Origin of the sequence: Pseudomonas sp. H1h (assembly GCF_000633255.1) — a bacterium.
GTDB lineage: Bacteria > Pseudomonadota > Gammaproteobacteria > Pseudomonadales > Pseudomonadaceae > Aquipseudomonas.
This window is the reverse complement of the sequence record NZ_AYMJ01000012.1, coordinates 132,930-146,876: the sequence shown is the minus strand read 5'-3', so window position 1 is coordinate 146,876 and position 13,947 is coordinate 132,930. Positions and strand designations below refer to the sequence as shown.

Here is a 13,947-nt window from a genome sequence, read left to right as displayed (position 1 = left end):
TATTGCGGTCAGTGCCAGCGGCGGAAAATCAACGAGGTGTTGACGCCACCAAAAGCGAAATTGTTGTTCATCACGTACTCGTGATGCATCTGGCGGAATTCGCCGCGCAGGTAATCGAGTTTGCCGCAGTGCGGATCGACCTCGTCGAGGTTGAGCGTGTGCACGTACACATCGCGGTTGAGCATTTCGATGCTGAACCACGACTCCAGCGCGCCGCAGGCCCCGAGCGTGTGGCCGAGGAAACTCTTCTGCGAGCTGATCGGCATGCGCTCGCCGAACAAGCTGCTGGTTGCCAGTGTTTCGGCAATGTCGCCCTGTTCTGTAGCGGTGCCGTGACCATTTACGTAACCGATTGCATCCGGGGTGAGCCCGGCGTCTTCCAGCGCCAGTTCCATGGCGCGGCGCATGGTGATCTGCTCGGGGCGGGTGGTGTGCTGGCCGTCGGCGTTGCTGCCGAAACCGACGATTTCGGCATGGATCCGCGCACCGCGCGCCAAGGCGTGTTCCAGCTCTTCAAGCACCAGCATGCCGCCGCCCTCACCGATCACCAGGCCGTCGCGGCCCTTGTCGTACGGGCGTGGGCTGGTCTGCGGCGCGTCGTTTTTCAGGCTGGTGGCGTAGAGTGCGTCGAAGACCATCGCCTCGGTCGGGCACAGTTCTTCGGCGCCGCCGGCGAGCATTAGCGGCAGGCGTCCGAACTTGATCGCCTCGTAGGCGTAGCCGATGCCCTGGCTGCCGCTGGTGCAGGCGCTGGACGTCGGGATCAGACGCCCGGTGAGGCCGAAGAAAATGCTGATGTTGGCGGCGGTGGTGTGCGGCATCATCCGCACGTAGGAGTTGGCGTTGAGGCCCTCGGCCACCGAGTTGAGCAGCATGTTGCCGAACGCCTTGATCTCGTCGGTGCTGCCGGTGGACGAGCCGCAGGCCACGCCCATGCGCCCGTCCTTGATCGTTTCGTCGCCAAGCAGGCCGGCATCCGCCAGTGCCTGTTCTGCCGCGCCGACTGCCAGGCGCGACACGCGGCCCATGCTGCGCAATTGCTTGCGTGTCCAGTGCGCGGGTACGACGAAGTCATCGATCGGGCCGGCCAGACGGGTGTTGAGTTCGCTGAAGCGATCCCACTCGTCCATCCGGCGGATGCCGCTGCGGTTGGCCGCGAAGTTGCCGGCGATGGTCTGCCAGTCGCTGCCCAGCGAGGTGATGCCGGCCATGCCGGTGACGACGACGCGCTTCATCAGCACAAGCCTCCGTTGACCGCCAGCACCTGGCGGGTGATGTACGAGGCTTCCGCCGACATCAGGAAATTCACCGCAGAGGCCACCTCTTCCGGGGTGCCCATGCGTTGTGCGGGGATCATCTTCATCAGTTCTTCCACCGGCACGTTTTCATCCAGCATCGCCGTGTCGATCAGGCCCGGCGCGACGCAGTTAACCGTGATTTTGCGCTTGCCCAGCTCGATCGCCAACGCTTTCGCAGCGCCAATCACACCGGCCTTTGAGGCGCTGTAGTTGACCTGGCCTCGATTGCCGATCAAGCCCGATACCGAGGTGATGCAGACGATCCGACCGGCGGCGCGACGACGGATCATCGGCATCATCACCGGGTGCAGGACGTTGTAGAAACCGTCAAGGTTGGTGCGCAGCACCACGTCCCAATCGTCATCGCTCAGCGCCGGAAAGGCACCGTCGCGGGTCAGCCCGGCGTTGAGCACCACGCCGTAATAGGCGCCGTGGGTTTCAACGTCGGCTTCGAGGATGGTTTTGCAGGTTTCGCGGTCGGCGACATCAAATTGCAGAATGCGCGCGTTGCGGCCCAACGCTTCGATCTCGGTCTGCACCGCTTGGGCTTCGGCCACGCCGCTGCGGCAATGCAGGACGATGTCGTGCCCGGCCTGTGCCAGGCGCAGGGCAATGGCGCGGCCGATGCCACGGCTGGAGCCGGTGACCAGTACGGATTCAGTCATCGTTCGACTCCCGGTTTTGTTCAAGATATTGGGATGGCTGGGGCGGGCGGAACACATTCAAGCGCGCACTGGCTTCGATGCCGGGCCCGTGGATGTGGCATTCGAACACGCCCATGCCGTTGTCGTCTTCCAGCGAGCGGATGCCATGGATGGTCAGTTCGCTGCCGGCCGGAAACGCCTCGACGTTGCACTCGAATTTACGTGTGCCGAGCAGGAAACCCAGCTCCACCGGATTGCCTTTGTGCCGCGCGTGGCAACCGGCGAACGCGGCGACGCTTTGCGCCATCAGCTCTACGCCGACCCACGCCGGCAGGCTGCCGTCGGGCAGGTTGAACAAGCCGTTGGGCTTGACCGTCAGACAGGTATGGATCTGTTCTTCGTCGAAACTGAGGACGCGGTCGATCAGAATCATGTCGCCAGCGTGGGGCAGCAATTCGGCGAGCGGCCAGTCAGTCATGGGGCGTCTCCGATAATCAGGCTGACGTTGTTGCCCCCGAAGGCAAACGAGTTGCTCATCAGGTAGCGCGGTGCAATGGACGACAGGCGTGTGTTCGCGGTCACCCAGTTCAGGGCTGGCAGGTCGGGATCGGGCTGAGCGTCCCAGACGTGCGGCGGCAAGGCCTGTTGCGGATTGTCGGCGCTCAGGCTCAGCCAGCAGAACGCCGCTTCCAGTGCACCGGCAGCGCCGAGGGTATGGCCGGTCATCGGCTTGGTCGACGAGCAGGCCACGCCGTCGGGGAACAGCGTGGCGACCGCCAGACTTTCCATCGCGTCGTTGTGCTGGGTCGCCGTGCCGTGCAGGTTCAGGTAATGGATTTGCGCAGCGTGCAGCTGTGCGCGGCTCAGGGCTTTGTGCATCGCTTGCAGGGCGCCGCGGCCGCTCGGTTCCGGGGCGGAAATATGGTGCGCGTCGGAGCTGGCCCCGGCGCCGAGCAGGGCGATGGCCGGACCCTCGCCGCGCTGCTTGCTCATCAGGAACAGCACCGCCGCTTCGCCGATGTTGATGCCGTTGCGGTTGGCCGAGAACGGATTGCAGCGCTCGTCGGACACCGCCTCCAGCGCGCTGAAACCGTTGAGTGTCAGCTTGCACAGGCTGTCGACCCCGCCGCACAGCACGGCATCGCACAGGCCCAGATCGAGCAGGCGCTGCGCGCTCATCAGCGCCCGGGCGCTGGAGGTGCAGGCGGTGGAGATCACGTAGGCCGGGCCGCTGAGTTGCAGCCAGTCGGCCAGAAAATTCGCCGGGGCGCCGAGTTCCTGCTGACGGTAATCGTATTCGGCGGGGAACTGCTGTTCGCGAAGGTAGTGCGCCAGACCACGGCTGGCTTCGTCGATGCCCGAAGTACTGGTGCCGAGCACCACGCCGATGCGCTCGCGACCAAAGGTCTGGATCGCTTGGTCGATGTCAGCGCGAATTTGCAGCGCGGCTTCCAGCAGCAGTTGATTGTTGCGGCTGCTCTGGTCGGCCAGTTCGGCCGGAATGGCCGCCAGCTCAGCGTGCACCGCCGCCACGGGCAACTCACGCCCGGCGACCCAGCCGCACTCGTGGCGCATGCCCGAGCAATCACCGGCAAACAGGTTGTGCGCGACTTGTTGCTTGTCGCGGCCCAGCGCGCAGATCACGCCGAGGGCATTGAGGTAGGCAGTCATGGCGTCGGCTCACCGAGGGGAGAAACCCGATAGTGCGGGCCTTGGGGCAGGTTCAATTCGAAGCTCAACGGTTGTGCATAACGGATCGCCCAGCGCGGCGGCAGCGAGCGTTGCCCGGCCTGTTGCTGCGCGGCGGGATAATTGCGCAGCAGCTCGCCGGACGGCGTCAGGGCGAACAGCAAAGCGGCAAACAGCTCCCGGGCTTCCGGATTGGGCGGCAGCAGCCCGTCGGCCTGCCAGTGCCCATCGACCAGTTGCTGACGGGCCTGGGGAATGCCCAGCGGGTCCATCATCGACCAGCGGATGCCGGGGCCTTCACGCTGAATCACCAGAAGCCAGTCCTGACGTTGGTCGGCTTGTTGGCGCTCGATGTGCAGCTGCAGCGGCAGCGGTAGAGTCGGACTGCTCGCGGGTAGCGGAGCCTGGCTGGCGCAGGCACTGAGCAACAGGGCAGATATCACCAATACCAGCCACACCCCAAACCCTGTGGGAGCGGGCTTGCTCGCGAAGGCGTCGGCACGTCCAGCATCGCAGCAAGCTGACCCACCGCTTTCGCGAGCAAGCCCGCTCCCACAGGAGGTCAGGTGTGCAGGTCGATAGCGTGGCATCAGATGGATTCCTGCAATGGCTTGCGGGCAACGACATTCACCAAGGTTTCTTCGCGCTCGCCGAACGGTTTTGGCCGGCGCAATCCAAACCGCTCCAGCAAGCCGAAATCTTTCGACCGGCTCCACCACAGATACGGGTACGAGACATTGCGCTCGGCGAACTCGAAACCCTGCTGGCGAATCATCTCCAGATACTGCGCCGCGCTCTTTTGCACATGCATTGGATGGCGGAACAGCCAGCGGATCACCCAAGTATCAATGTAGGCCTCGGTGGACTCGGCGAACAGCAGGTAACCACCCGGTTTGAGCACACGATAGAACTCGGCGAGGGCCTTTTGCTGTTCGACCAGATGATGAAAGGTCTGGTGGCAGAACAGCAGATCGACACTGGCGTCCGCCACGTTGAGCGTGGCGCAGTCGCTGCCGATCAGCTCGACGTCGAAACCCTGGCGCGCCGCTTCTGCAGCGCTCAATTCAAGGCTGTGTGGGTCCGCATCGATGCCAATCAAACGCTGTGGGGCGAAGGTCTGGCGCAGATGCCGGAACGACTTGCCCTGGCCACAGCCGGCATCCAGCAGCACCGGATTGGCGGGCAGTGACTCGCTGAACAGCCCGCGCAGGTCGTTGATCGCCACGCGCAACACATGGTGCTGCCAGGTGTGGCTGCGCAGGAACCAGAAACCGAAGCGGGTTTCCTCGACGTAGCTGTCGCTCAAGTAATTCATGGGGCGTCCTTTGCACAGAGTTCGGAAATCATCTTCAGCCGGCGGCGCGCTTCGCTGACGAACGGGTTGCGTTCATCCCAGGCGTAACCGGCGAGGATCGAGCAGATCATCCGGCGGATGTCCGCCTGGCTGTCTTCATGAAAAATCACGTCCTGGAAGGTGCCGGCGTACCAGCCCTCGACGTAGCAGCGAAAAGTGTCGACCCCGCGTTTGAGCGGCGCGGCGAACTCGTGCAGCCAATCAACAGCTTCGCCTTGCAACTGACGGTGCAACACCGCGGCGGCCATGCTCGCCGAGCGCATGGCGATGGTCACGCCGGAGGAAAACACCGGGTCGAGAAATTCCGCCGCGTTGCCGAGCAGGGCGAAGCCCGGGCCGTGCAGGGTTTTGACGTTGGCCGCATAACCGCCGAGGGTGCGCGCCGGGGTGTCCCACACGGCGTTGTTCAGCACGCCGGCGAGGCTTGGGGTTTGTGCGATGAAGCCGCGCAGACAAGCGTCCAGATCGCTATCGCGGCCCTTGAAGTGTTCGGCGGCAGCCACTACGCCCACTGAGCAGCGACCGTTGCTGAACGGGATCGTCCAGAACCAGATGTCGCGGTGCTCTGGATGGGTGGTGACGAGGATTTTCTCGCGGTCGAAGGCCGGGTTGTCGATGTGATCTTCGACGTGGGCGAACACTGCCTGGCGCAGCGGGAAATTCGACGGTGCTTCAAGATCGAGCAAGCGCGACAACACGCGACCGTAACCGCTGGCGTCGAGCACAAAATCCGCTTCGACGTGGTATTCACTGCCGTCTTCGCGCCGCACGTCGAGCTGCGGTTTGGCCCGGTTGAAATCGACGCGGACGATGGCCTCGCCATAACGGATCTCGACACCTTGCAGCGCCGCCTGATCAGCCAGCAGCTTGTCGAAATCGGCGCGCTGCACCTGGAAAGTGGTCGGCTTGCCACCGCTGAAGGTGTCGCTGAAATCGAACGCGCTATAGCGCTCGCCCCAGGCGAACGCAGCGCCGGTCTTGCGCTGGAACCCGGCGGCGTTGACGGCGTCGAGCATGCCGGCCTCTTCGACGAAATCCAGGCAATGACACAGCAGGCTTTCGCCGATGGAAAAGCGTGGGAAGTGCTGGCGCTCGATCACCAGCACATCGTGGCCCTTGCGCTGGAGCAGGGCGGAGGCGATGGCGCCGGACGGGCCGGCACCGATGATCACTACCTGACGACGTTGCATTTCAACGGTTGGCACGTGAACTCCCGGGCGCGGTGGCGGTGTGTTTCAGGGGCGCGCGATGCAGGCCGATCAGGGCCGGCAACAGCGTCGCGATCAGGCCCATCAGCATCAGCGCGAAGTACAGCGCCGGGCTGATCAGCTGTTGTTGCAGCAACAGGTTGAGAAAGACGATTTCGCTCAGGCCACGGATGTTCAGCAGCACGCTTTCGCGCCAGCGGCTGGCACCTTCGAACGATGCACCGGCCCAGCCCAGCCCGAGCCAGTTACCGAGCAGTTTACTGGCGATCGGCAACAGCAGCAGGGCGGCCCATTGCACCGCACCGAGGCTGGCGAGGGCACTGTGCACGTCGATCTGCACGATGCCGAACGTGAGGATCAGCGGGATCGCGATCCACGTCTGCAAACGGCTCATCCACAGCGCCGGCAATGGCAGCACCAATGGCACTTTCAACAACGCCATGCACAACAGGTAGCCGATGCCGACAATCAGTGCGTTGAGCTTGTAGTGCTCGGCCAGCACCAGCAGCGCGAAGAAGCCGAGGCTGTAGGTCAGCGGTCGACGCACGCGCAACAAGTGCAGCAGCACCGGCACACACGCCAACCCCAGCGGCAGCAACAGGCTGTTCAAATGCAGGCTGCCCTGAGCGAGGCCGAACAGTGTCCAGCAGGTCAGGTCGATTAGGATCGCGGTCTGCACCAGACGCCGAGTGGCGGCAGGTGGGTAGTCGATGTGGCGCAGGTACAGGTACAGCACCGGGATTGCGGTAATCGCGAACACCAGACCGATCGCCAGCGAATTCAGCCACGGTTGTGCCGGCATCAGCCAACAGGCGACCACCAGCCCACAGGCGAACGGCACGGCAAAACTCGGCACGGCGATTTTCACACTCTGGCGATCCAGGCGCAGGTCGATCACATCGCTGAGGATGTGCCCCAGCAACAGCGCGAAACTCAGACTGTAGAGGTCTTTCAGCCACACCGGTGCAATCAGCACGGGGCCACTGAGTTGCCAGCCCGGTTCGATCCAGAAGTACATCAACAGCGGCAAACCGAAGCTTGCCAGCAGCAACTGGCTGACGATCGGGATCAGGCCGAAATGCCGGCCGATGCGGGTCGCCACGGCGAACAGCGCCAGGGCCATCAGCCAGAAGCCGGCGACCATCACGCTGCGGGCTCCGCGACGACGGCGCTGTGGGCGTGACGCCCGGCCCACGGCGCGAGGATGAAGCTGAAGGCCAGCCCGAGACTGACCGCCAGACCGAAATTGCTCACCGCCGGCGTGCTGGACACTGCCAGCAGACCGAACGACAGCCACGTCGTCAGCGCCGCCAGCAAGGTGCCTAGCAGGCTGACAGCGGCACCGCCGACCTGCTCGCGCATGAGGATCGCGTAATCGACGCTGATGGCCGTCACCAGCAGCAGGCCGAACAGGCTGAACAGGGTCAGCGGCTGGCCGAGCCAGCCGAGACTGGCGAGACTGCACAGCGCCGCCAGCAGCGGCAGGGCGACGATGCGCAGCGCGCCGCCGAAGCCGAATGGCACGATCAGTACCAGCACGATCAACACGCAGGAGGCGAGTTTCAATTCGGCGGCGCTGATCTGAGTCGCGGCGAACACCTCGTTCAACTCGCCAAGGCGGTCAACCAGCATCACCCCCGGCAAGTCGAGTGCCTGCACCCGCAGCAGCGCCGGGTTGTTCAGGCCTTGCAGGCTGGTCATCGCCGCCACGCCGTCTGCGGTCGGACCGAGCCATAGCGTGCGGTAAGGCTCGCCCAGCGGGCCGGCCAGTGCCGCGTCGATGTCCTCGGCGGGCAGATTCTGCAATTGTTGCAGCTCGCTTTGCAGCGCGGCGAGCGGTACGCCGAGGTCCTGCAATGGCTGCCAGTATTGCGGCAGTTTGCGCAGTGCTTCGCGAACCTGCTGTTGCTGGCTCGGCGGGCTGAGCAGTTGATCGAGGGCCAGATAACCTTGCAGTTTGTCGAGGTTGACCAGTTGTTGCAGGCGCTCGCTCAACGCGGCCTGACGCTCCAGTAATTCCTGCTGATTGGCCCCGCGCACCAGGAAGAACTGGCTGGTCGGTTGATAGCCGGTGATGCGCGCGATGGTTTGCGCTTCGTCAGTCAGGCGTTGCGGCGCGCCGACCCACTGACGAATGTCGTTCTTGCTTTGCAGTTGCACCAGACCGCCGGCGCAGAAGGCGATCAATAGCGCCAGCAGCACCGGCGTGCGCACGTGTTCGAGCAGGGTTTCGCGCAGTTTCACCAGGCGTTCGGCCAGGCGTAGCGGCCATTGCGCGGGAAGCAGCTCGACGTTTTTCAGCAGGGCCGGCAGCAGGCACACCGCCGACAGGTAAGCACCGAGCAATCCGGCGGCAGAGAACACCGCGATCTGCGTCAGCGCCGGGAATGGCGTCCAGGCCAACGCCAGATAACCGATGGCGCTGGTGATCAGGCTCAAGGTCAGCCCGCAGAGCGTCAGGCGCAAGGCCGGCCAACTGCGCCACGGTTTGAGGCTCCAGCTCTTCGACAGATAGTGCAGCGGGTAGTCGACTGCTACGCCGATCAGGCTGGAACCCAGCACCAGCGTCATCACATGCATGTGGCCGAACAGCGCCACGCAGGCCACCGCACCGAACAACATGCCCACCAGCACCGGCACAAACGCCAGCAACACCCGCCAGCGACGAAACACCAACAGCAGCAGCAACAGAATGCCAAGGGTGGCGCCGCCGCCGACCCAGGTCATTTCGCGAGTGGCTTGTTGCTGACCGTTGGCGGCGTAGAGCAGGCCGCTGGCGGCCAGCAGTTGCACGTCGGCTTTCGCCGCTTGCTCGCGACTGTGCTGGAGCAAGTCCGCGACTTTCAGCGGCAGGTTCATGTCGAAGGCATTGCCGGTGGTGCGCGCGCGCAACAGCACCCAGCTCTTGCCGTCGGCGTCGGCGACCAGTACGCCGCTGCCGATGTCCAGCTGCACCGCGCCGTGCTTCGGCTGGCTGTTCTGGATGCGTCCGGTGAGGCCCAGCCAGTCATCCTGGCTCGGCACCAGACTGAAACCGGTGAACGGGTCGAACAGGGCCTGCACCCGTTGCTGAATAAACGCGTCAGGATGTTCGCTCAGCAGTTGCCGGTCATCCGCCGAGAGCATCGCCAGACGTCCTTGCAACAGTTGCGTGCGCAGGGCCGGGAGGTCGGCTTGCAGGTTCCACTGGACCTTTTCGAACAGACCGCTGGCTTGCCACTGCTCGCCCAGGGTTTGTGCCATGGCGACCGCCTGCTGGCGATCGGCGTGGCCGACCAGCACCAGCATTTCCCGGTTGAGCGGTTCCTGCATGCGCTGTTCGGCACGCAGTTCGAGGGCGTCAGGGTGGGTGCCGGGCACCAGTTCCATGAGGTTGGCCGACAGCGGCGCACCGTCGCGCCACTGCCACCCGGCCAGCGCGACGACCGCCAGCAGCAGGATCAGGAACAGCCAAGGCAGCCTGCGTTCACTCGGCAAAGTCATGTTGCTCCGTGTCGCTCAACGGTTGGCTTGCGGTGCTGTCCTGCATGCGCAACACGGTGCTGTCGCCCTGGGTTTCCAGCAGTTCGATGGTCTGCACCAGCTCACCGCCGTCGATGTTGATCCGGTTGAACACTTGCTTGAGCAGCAACGAGCGCGGGGTCAGGGTCAGTTTCCACTGCTGTGCGTCGCCGCTCAGGGCCAGTTCGAAATCCCGTTGCAGGCCGCTGCTGTCACCTTGCAGTACCGCGAGGAACAAGCGGTTCTGCTCGGCCCCGGCGCTCTTGTTCGGCAACATCTGCCAACGGTTGCCGTCACGGCGAGCGATGCCGTTGCCGGTGATGCGGTAGTCCTGTTGCAGCGGGGTCTTGAGCAACCAGAGCAGGCCGTGACTTTTCGCCAGGACGAAGCTGCCCTTGCTGATCAACGGCTGGGGCAGGGCGCGCAGGTGTTTTTCCTGGATGAACCGGCCGTGAATCACGTCCGGTTTCGCCAGTTGCTCACTTAGCTGTTGCAGGTCGAAGGCGCTGGCCAGGCTCGATACCGCGAGCAGTGCCATCGCACCCAGGCATTTGCAGATCAGGTTCATCGCAGCATCCTTTGCACCGCATCGGTGAACACTTTGGGTGAGGCCAGTTGCATCTCGCGGCTGCTGATCTCGACCGCCACTTGCACCGAGCTGGCGCGAGTCAGGCGTTCGCCGCTCTGCAGGTCGGTGATCAGGTAATTGATCTTCAACCGGTTCTCCCACTCCACCAGACTGGCGCGCACGTTCAAGCGCTGGCCGAACACCGCGCCACGCACGTAACGCAGTTGCAGGTCGATGATCGGCCACGCATAGCCGGACTCGGACATCTGCGTGTAGTTGTGGCCGATCCGGTCGAGCAGCGCGCAACGCGCCACCTCCAGGTATTTGACGTAATGCCCGTGCCAGACCACGTGCATGGTGTCGATGTCGAAGAACGGCACGAGGATTTCCGTGTCGGCGTGCAGCACTCCGGCGCTACGCATGCAGCCTCCAGTGTTGCTCGGCAATGCGTTGCAGGCACAGGCGCAGTTCGCCTTCCAGTGCGCGGTCCTCGATGACCGGCGGGAAGTCCTTGGCCAGCTCTTCGTGCATGGCGGCCAGAGACGGTGGCAGCGCACGTGCGTCTTCAGCGCGACCCCGCAACCAGACGCCCTGATTGGCCGCGAGCAACGTGGCGGCAGCCACTTGTTCGGTCAGCTCCAGTACGCGAATTGCGTCGCGGGCGGCGATGGTGCCCATGCTCACCTTGTCCTGGTTGTGGCACTCGGTGGAGCGTGAGAACACGCTGGCCGGCATGGTGTTTTTCAGCGCTTCGGCGGTCCAGGCGCTGGTGCCGATCTGCACGGCCTTGAAGCCATGGTTGATCATCGCGCGATCCGCCGGGGCGCCGGACAGGTTACTCGGCAAGCCGTGGTTGTAACGTTCATCGACCAGCAAGGCGAGTTGCCGGTCGAGCAGGTCGGCAACGTTGGCCACCAGGTTTTTCAGGCTGTCCATGGCGAAGGCGATGTGCCCGCCATAGAAGTGCCCACCGTGCAGCACACGCTCGGCTTCGGCATCGATGATCGGGTTGTCATTGGCGCTGTTGAGTTCGGTTTCGATGAACGAACGCAGCCAGTTCAGGCTGTCGGCCAGCACGCCGAGCACATGCGGGGCGCAGCGCAGCGAGTAGCGATCCTGCAGGCGGTGCAGCGGCGCAGTCGGGGCGTCGATCGCCAGATCCTTGCGCAGCCATGCGGCGACCTGCATCTGCCCCGGGTGCGGTTTGGCGGCGAACAGACGCTCGTCGAAGTGTTCCGGGTTGCCTTGTAGCGCGACCACGTTGAGCGCGGTGATGCGTGTGGCCAGTTGCAGCAGATAGTCGGCGCGGGCGTAGGCGAGGCAGGCAAGGCCGGTCATCACCGCGGTGCCGTTCATCAAGGCCAGCGCTTCTTTCGGGCGCAGCACCAATGGCGTCCAGCCGAGCTCGCGGTGCACATCGGCGGACTGGCGGCGCTCGCCACGGTACGTCACTTCACGCTCACCGGACAGGGTCGCGGCGACGTAGGACAGCGGCGTCAGATCGCCGCTGGCACCCACCGAACCTTCTTCCGGAATCAGCGGCAGGATGTCATGTTCAAGAAACGCGTGCAGGCGCTCCAGCAGTTCGATTCGCACTCCGGACACGCCGTGGCACAACGACTGCAAACGCGCGGCCAGTACGGCGCGGGTGGCCTGGGCGTCGAGCAGTTTGCCCAGCCCGCAACCGTGGAAGGTGTACAGATGACGGGGCAGCGCCTCGACGTGATGCAGCGGCACTGCGACCACACAGGAATCGCCGTAACCGGTGGTCACGCCGTAGATCACGCCTTCCTTGTCCAGCAGCGAATCGAGGAACCGCGCACCCTTGGCGATGTGTTCGCGGTAAGCGGCGTCGCTCTGCAACTGCACGGGCGCCTGACGGTTGGCCAGGGTCAGCACGTCTTCGATGCGCAAAGGGCGTTCGCCGAAGGTTACCGGCTCATGGGTTGGCGTCGTCATCGGTCTTCCAGAATGGATAAAAGTTGAACCATTGGTGCGGGGCTTCGAGGCAATAGTGACTCAGGCGCTGCGCATAGCGGGTGGCCCACTGATGAATGACCTGCTCGCGCTCGCGGCGTGTCCACACCACGCTGTCGGCGAACGGTTCGAGGGTCAGGCGATAGTGGCCGTCCGGTTGTTTCAGGCACATCAGCAAATTGACCGGGCATTTGAGCAATCCGGCCAGCAGCCACGGCCCCTGCGGGAAGGGGGCCGGGTGGCCGAGAAAGTCGACGGTGACGCTGCGTCCGCCGTGCAGTGGCACGCGGTCGCCGGCAATCGCCAGCCATTCGCCGCGCTCCAGGCGTTCGTGCAGTTGCAGCATGATCACCGGGTCCAGTTCGCTGACCTGAATCAGGCGCAGATTGGTCGCTCCGGCCTCGCCCAGCAAGCGGTTGAACTGCTCGGCGTGCTTGGTGTGCACCAGCACGTTCATGGTGACCTTTTCGCCGATCTCTGCCAGCGCCCGACAGACTTCGAGGTTGCCCAGGTGCGCGCCGACCAGCAGTTGCCCGCGATTGCCGCGCAACTGATTGCGCAGCAGTGCCGGGTCGATGATTTCGATCTGCTCGATGCGGATCTTGCCGTTCCACACGTCGAGCTTGTCGAGCAGTGAATCGGCGAACGCCATGAACTGGCCGAATACCCGCCAGTGGCTCGGGCGCAGATCGTCGCGCTGGCTCCAGTCGGCCAGACGCTGCTGGTATTGCCAGGCACTGCGTCGGGCGATACGGCCGAACAGGAAAAAGTACAGGACGATGCCATACAGCAACGGACTGAGCAGGCGCCGGCCAAGCACTTTGGCGGCCAGCGCGGTAAATTTCATCAGCAGGAAACTGCCGCGCTCCTCGCGGTCGGCCCAGTGCTTCTTGTCGGTCTCGATGCTCATGTCCGCCACCGGCGCCAGAGGATCAGCGGCAGGCGCAGCACCATGCCGAAGAACAACCGGGTATGCATACTGGAAATCAGCGCGTTGTCGTGGAACAGACGGAAGTGCGAAACGCCGTCCAGCGGGTAATGCACGCTGGTCTGCAGCCAACGCATCGGCTGATTGCGCCACGACAGGCGCACCAGAATGTCCGAGTCGAAATCCATCCGCTTGCCGACCCGAGCCGAGTCGATCACCGCCAGTGTCGGGGCCAGCGGATACACGCGAAAACCGCACATCGAATCGCGGATCTGCAGCGACAGCGTGTTGATCCAGACCATCACGTGGGTCAGATAACGCGCGTACAGACGGCCCTTGGGCACGCTTTCGTCGAACAGTGGATAGCCGCAGATCATCGCGTCCGGATGAGCGCGGGACTCCTCGATGAAACGCGCGACGTCATGCAAGTCGTGCTGGCCATCGGCGTCGACCTGCAAGGCATGGCTGAACCCCAGGCGCGCCGCTTCGCGCAGGCCGGTCATCACCGCACCGCCCTTGCCCTGATTGAGGGTCAGGCGCACCAGGTGCACATTGTCGCGCTCGGCCAGCGCATCGAGCACCTTTGCGCAGGAGGGTGTGCTGGCGTCGTCCACCAGAATGCACGGCAGGTGTTGCGCGAGCAGGGCGTCGACGACAGTGCCGATCGCGGTTTCGTGGTTGTAGACCGGGATTACGGCGCAAGGGTTATGCATACCGATTCTCCACAGGAAGACTGCAATGACCGCTTCGCGAGCAGGCTCGTTCCCACATGAGATCGCG

At 64.0% G+C, this 13,947-nt stretch carries 14 protein-coding genes; all 14 read right to left on the bottom strand.

Features of this window, described 5'->3' with window-relative positions:
- Positions 1 to 8 precede the first annotated feature (8 nt).
- From U862_RS0109860 to U862_RS0109795, 14 genes are read right to left on the bottom strand one after another with little or no spacing between them, the layout of a single operon-like run.
- Entirely contained in the window at positions 9 to 1,235 is a 1,227-nt protein-coding gene (locus tag U862_RS0109860; protein ID WP_025110252.1) for a beta-ketoacyl-ACP synthase, read from the bottom strand.
- On the bottom strand, positions 1,235 to 1,963 hold the full coding sequence (gene fabG / locus U862_RS0109855) for a 3-oxoacyl-ACP reductase FabG (protein ID WP_025110251.1): 729 nt from the start codon (positions 1,961 to 1,963) through the stop codon (positions 1,235 to 1,237). The genes U862_RS0109860 and fabG overlap by 1 nt, the downstream gene beginning before the upstream one ends.
- Positions 1,956 to 2,420 (bottom strand): hotdog family protein, encoded by a 465-nt coding sequence (locus U862_RS0109850; RefSeq protein ID WP_025110250.1) that lies wholly within the window; start codon positions 2,418 to 2,420, stop codon positions 1,956 to 1,958. The genes fabG and U862_RS0109850 overlap by 8 nt, the downstream gene beginning before the upstream one ends.
- Entirely contained in the window at positions 2,417 to 3,613 is a 1,197-nt protein-coding gene (locus U862_RS0109845; RefSeq protein WP_025110249.1) for a beta-ketoacyl-[acyl-carrier-protein] synthase family protein, read from the bottom strand. The genes U862_RS0109850 and U862_RS0109845 overlap by 4 nt, the downstream gene beginning before the upstream one ends.
- On the bottom strand, positions 3,610 to 4,221 hold the full coding sequence (locus U862_RS0109840) for a hypothetical protein (RefSeq protein ID WP_256214652.1): 612 nt from the start codon (positions 4,219 to 4,221) through the stop codon (positions 3,610 to 3,612). Before U862_RS0109840 ends, U862_RS0109845 begins: the two co-directional genes overlap by 4 nt.
- Positions 4,221 to 4,946: a class I SAM-dependent methyltransferase gene (locus U862_RS0109835; protein ID WP_025110247.1), complete on the bottom strand. Its 726-nt coding sequence runs from the start codon at positions 4,944 to 4,946 to the stop codon at positions 4,221 to 4,223. The genes U862_RS0109840 and U862_RS0109835 overlap by 1 nt, the downstream gene beginning before the upstream one ends.
- Positions 4,943 to 6,190 carry an NAD(P)/FAD-dependent oxidoreductase gene (locus U862_RS0109830; RefSeq protein WP_025110246.1) on the bottom strand — a complete coding sequence of 416 codons (1,248 nt, stop codon included), beginning with the start codon at positions 6,188 to 6,190 and terminating at the stop codon, positions 4,943 to 4,945. The genes U862_RS0109835 and U862_RS0109830 overlap by 4 nt, the downstream gene beginning before the upstream one ends.
- Entirely contained in the window at positions 6,177 to 7,340 is a 1,164-nt protein-coding gene (locus U862_RS0109825; protein WP_025110245.1) for a hypothetical protein, read from the bottom strand. The genes U862_RS0109830 and U862_RS0109825 overlap by 14 nt, the downstream gene beginning before the upstream one ends.
- On the bottom strand, positions 7,337 to 9,676 hold the full coding sequence (locus U862_RS0109820; protein ID WP_025110244.1) for an MMPL family transporter: 2,340 nt from the start codon (positions 9,674 to 9,676) through the stop codon (positions 7,337 to 7,339). Before U862_RS0109820 ends, U862_RS0109825 begins: the two co-directional genes overlap by 4 nt.
- A complete protein-coding gene (locus U862_RS0109815; protein WP_025110243.1) occupies positions 9,660 to 10,262 on the bottom strand; it encodes an outer membrane lipoprotein carrier protein LolA in 603 nt (200 codons plus the stop codon). The genes U862_RS0109820 and U862_RS0109815 overlap by 17 nt, the downstream gene beginning before the upstream one ends.
- Positions 10,259 to 10,684, bottom strand: coding sequence for a thioesterase family protein (locus tag U862_RS0109810; RefSeq protein ID WP_025110242.1), 426 nt, complete (start codon positions 10,682 to 10,684; stop codon positions 10,259 to 10,261). Before U862_RS0109810 ends, U862_RS0109815 begins: the two co-directional genes overlap by 4 nt.
- Positions 10,677 to 12,221 (bottom strand): histidine ammonia-lyase, encoded by a 1,545-nt coding sequence (gene hutH, locus U862_RS0109805; RefSeq protein WP_025110241.1) that lies wholly within the window; start codon positions 12,219 to 12,221, stop codon positions 10,677 to 10,679. The genes U862_RS0109810 and hutH overlap by 8 nt, the downstream gene beginning before the upstream one ends.
- Entirely contained in the window at positions 12,202 to 13,149 is a 948-nt protein-coding gene (locus U862_RS0109800) for a glycosyl transferase (RefSeq protein ID WP_025110240.1), read from the bottom strand. The genes hutH and U862_RS0109800 overlap by 20 nt, the downstream gene beginning before the upstream one ends.
- Complete coding sequence (locus U862_RS0109795; protein ID WP_025110239.1) at positions 13,146 to 13,880, bottom strand: glycosyltransferase family 2 protein; 735 nt, start codon at positions 13,878 to 13,880, stop codon at positions 13,146 to 13,148. Before U862_RS0109795 ends, U862_RS0109800 begins: the two co-directional genes overlap by 4 nt.
- Positions 13,881 to 13,947 lie beyond the last annotated feature (67 nt).

What these genes read in the sequence shown, in the direction of transcription:
- U862_RS0109860 (WP_025110252.1), bottom strand. Translation starts at nt 1,235, where the DNA reads ATGAAGCGCGTCGTCGTCACCGGCATGGCCGGCATCACCTCGCTGGGC.
- fabG (WP_025110251.1), bottom strand. Translation starts at nt 1,963, where the DNA reads ATGACTGAATCCGTACTGGTCACCGGCTCCAGCCGTGGCATCGGCCGC.
- U862_RS0109850 (WP_025110250.1), bottom strand. Translation starts at nt 2,420, where the DNA reads ATGACTGACTGGCCGCTCGCCGAATTGCTGCCCCACGCTGGCGACATG.
- U862_RS0109845 (WP_025110249.1), bottom strand. Translation starts at nt 3,613, where the DNA reads ATGACTGCCTACCTCAATGCCCTCGGCGTGATCTGCGCGCTGGGCCGC.
- U862_RS0109840 (WP_256214652.1), bottom strand. Translation starts at nt 4,221, where the DNA reads ATGCCACGCTATCGACCTGCACACCTGACCTCCTGTGGGAGCGGGCTT.
- U862_RS0109835 (WP_025110247.1), bottom strand. Translation starts at nt 4,946, where the DNA reads ATGAATTACTTGAGCGACAGCTACGTCGAGGAAACCCGCTTCGGTTTC.
- U862_RS0109820 (WP_025110244.1), bottom strand. Translation starts at nt 9,676, where the DNA reads ATGACTTTGCCGAGTGAACGCAGGCTGCCTTGGCTGTTCCTGATCCTG.
- U862_RS0109815 (WP_025110243.1), bottom strand. Translation starts at nt 10,262, where the DNA reads ATGAACCTGATCTGCAAATGCCTGGGTGCGATGGCACTGCTCGCGGTA.
- U862_RS0109810 (WP_025110242.1), bottom strand. Translation starts at nt 10,684, where the DNA reads ATGCGTAGCGCCGGAGTGCTGCACGCCGACACGGAAATCCTCGTGCCG.
- hutH (WP_025110241.1), bottom strand. Translation starts at nt 12,221, where the DNA reads ATGACGACGCCAACCCATGAGCCGGTAACCTTCGGCGAACGCCCTTTG.
- U862_RS0109800 (WP_025110240.1), bottom strand. Translation starts at nt 13,149, where the DNA reads ATGAGCATCGAGACCGACAAGAAGCACTGGGCCGACCGCGAGGAGCGC.
- U862_RS0109795 (WP_025110239.1), bottom strand. Translation starts at nt 13,880, where the DNA reads ATGCATAACCCTTGCGCCGTAATCCCGGTCTACAACCACGAAACCGCG.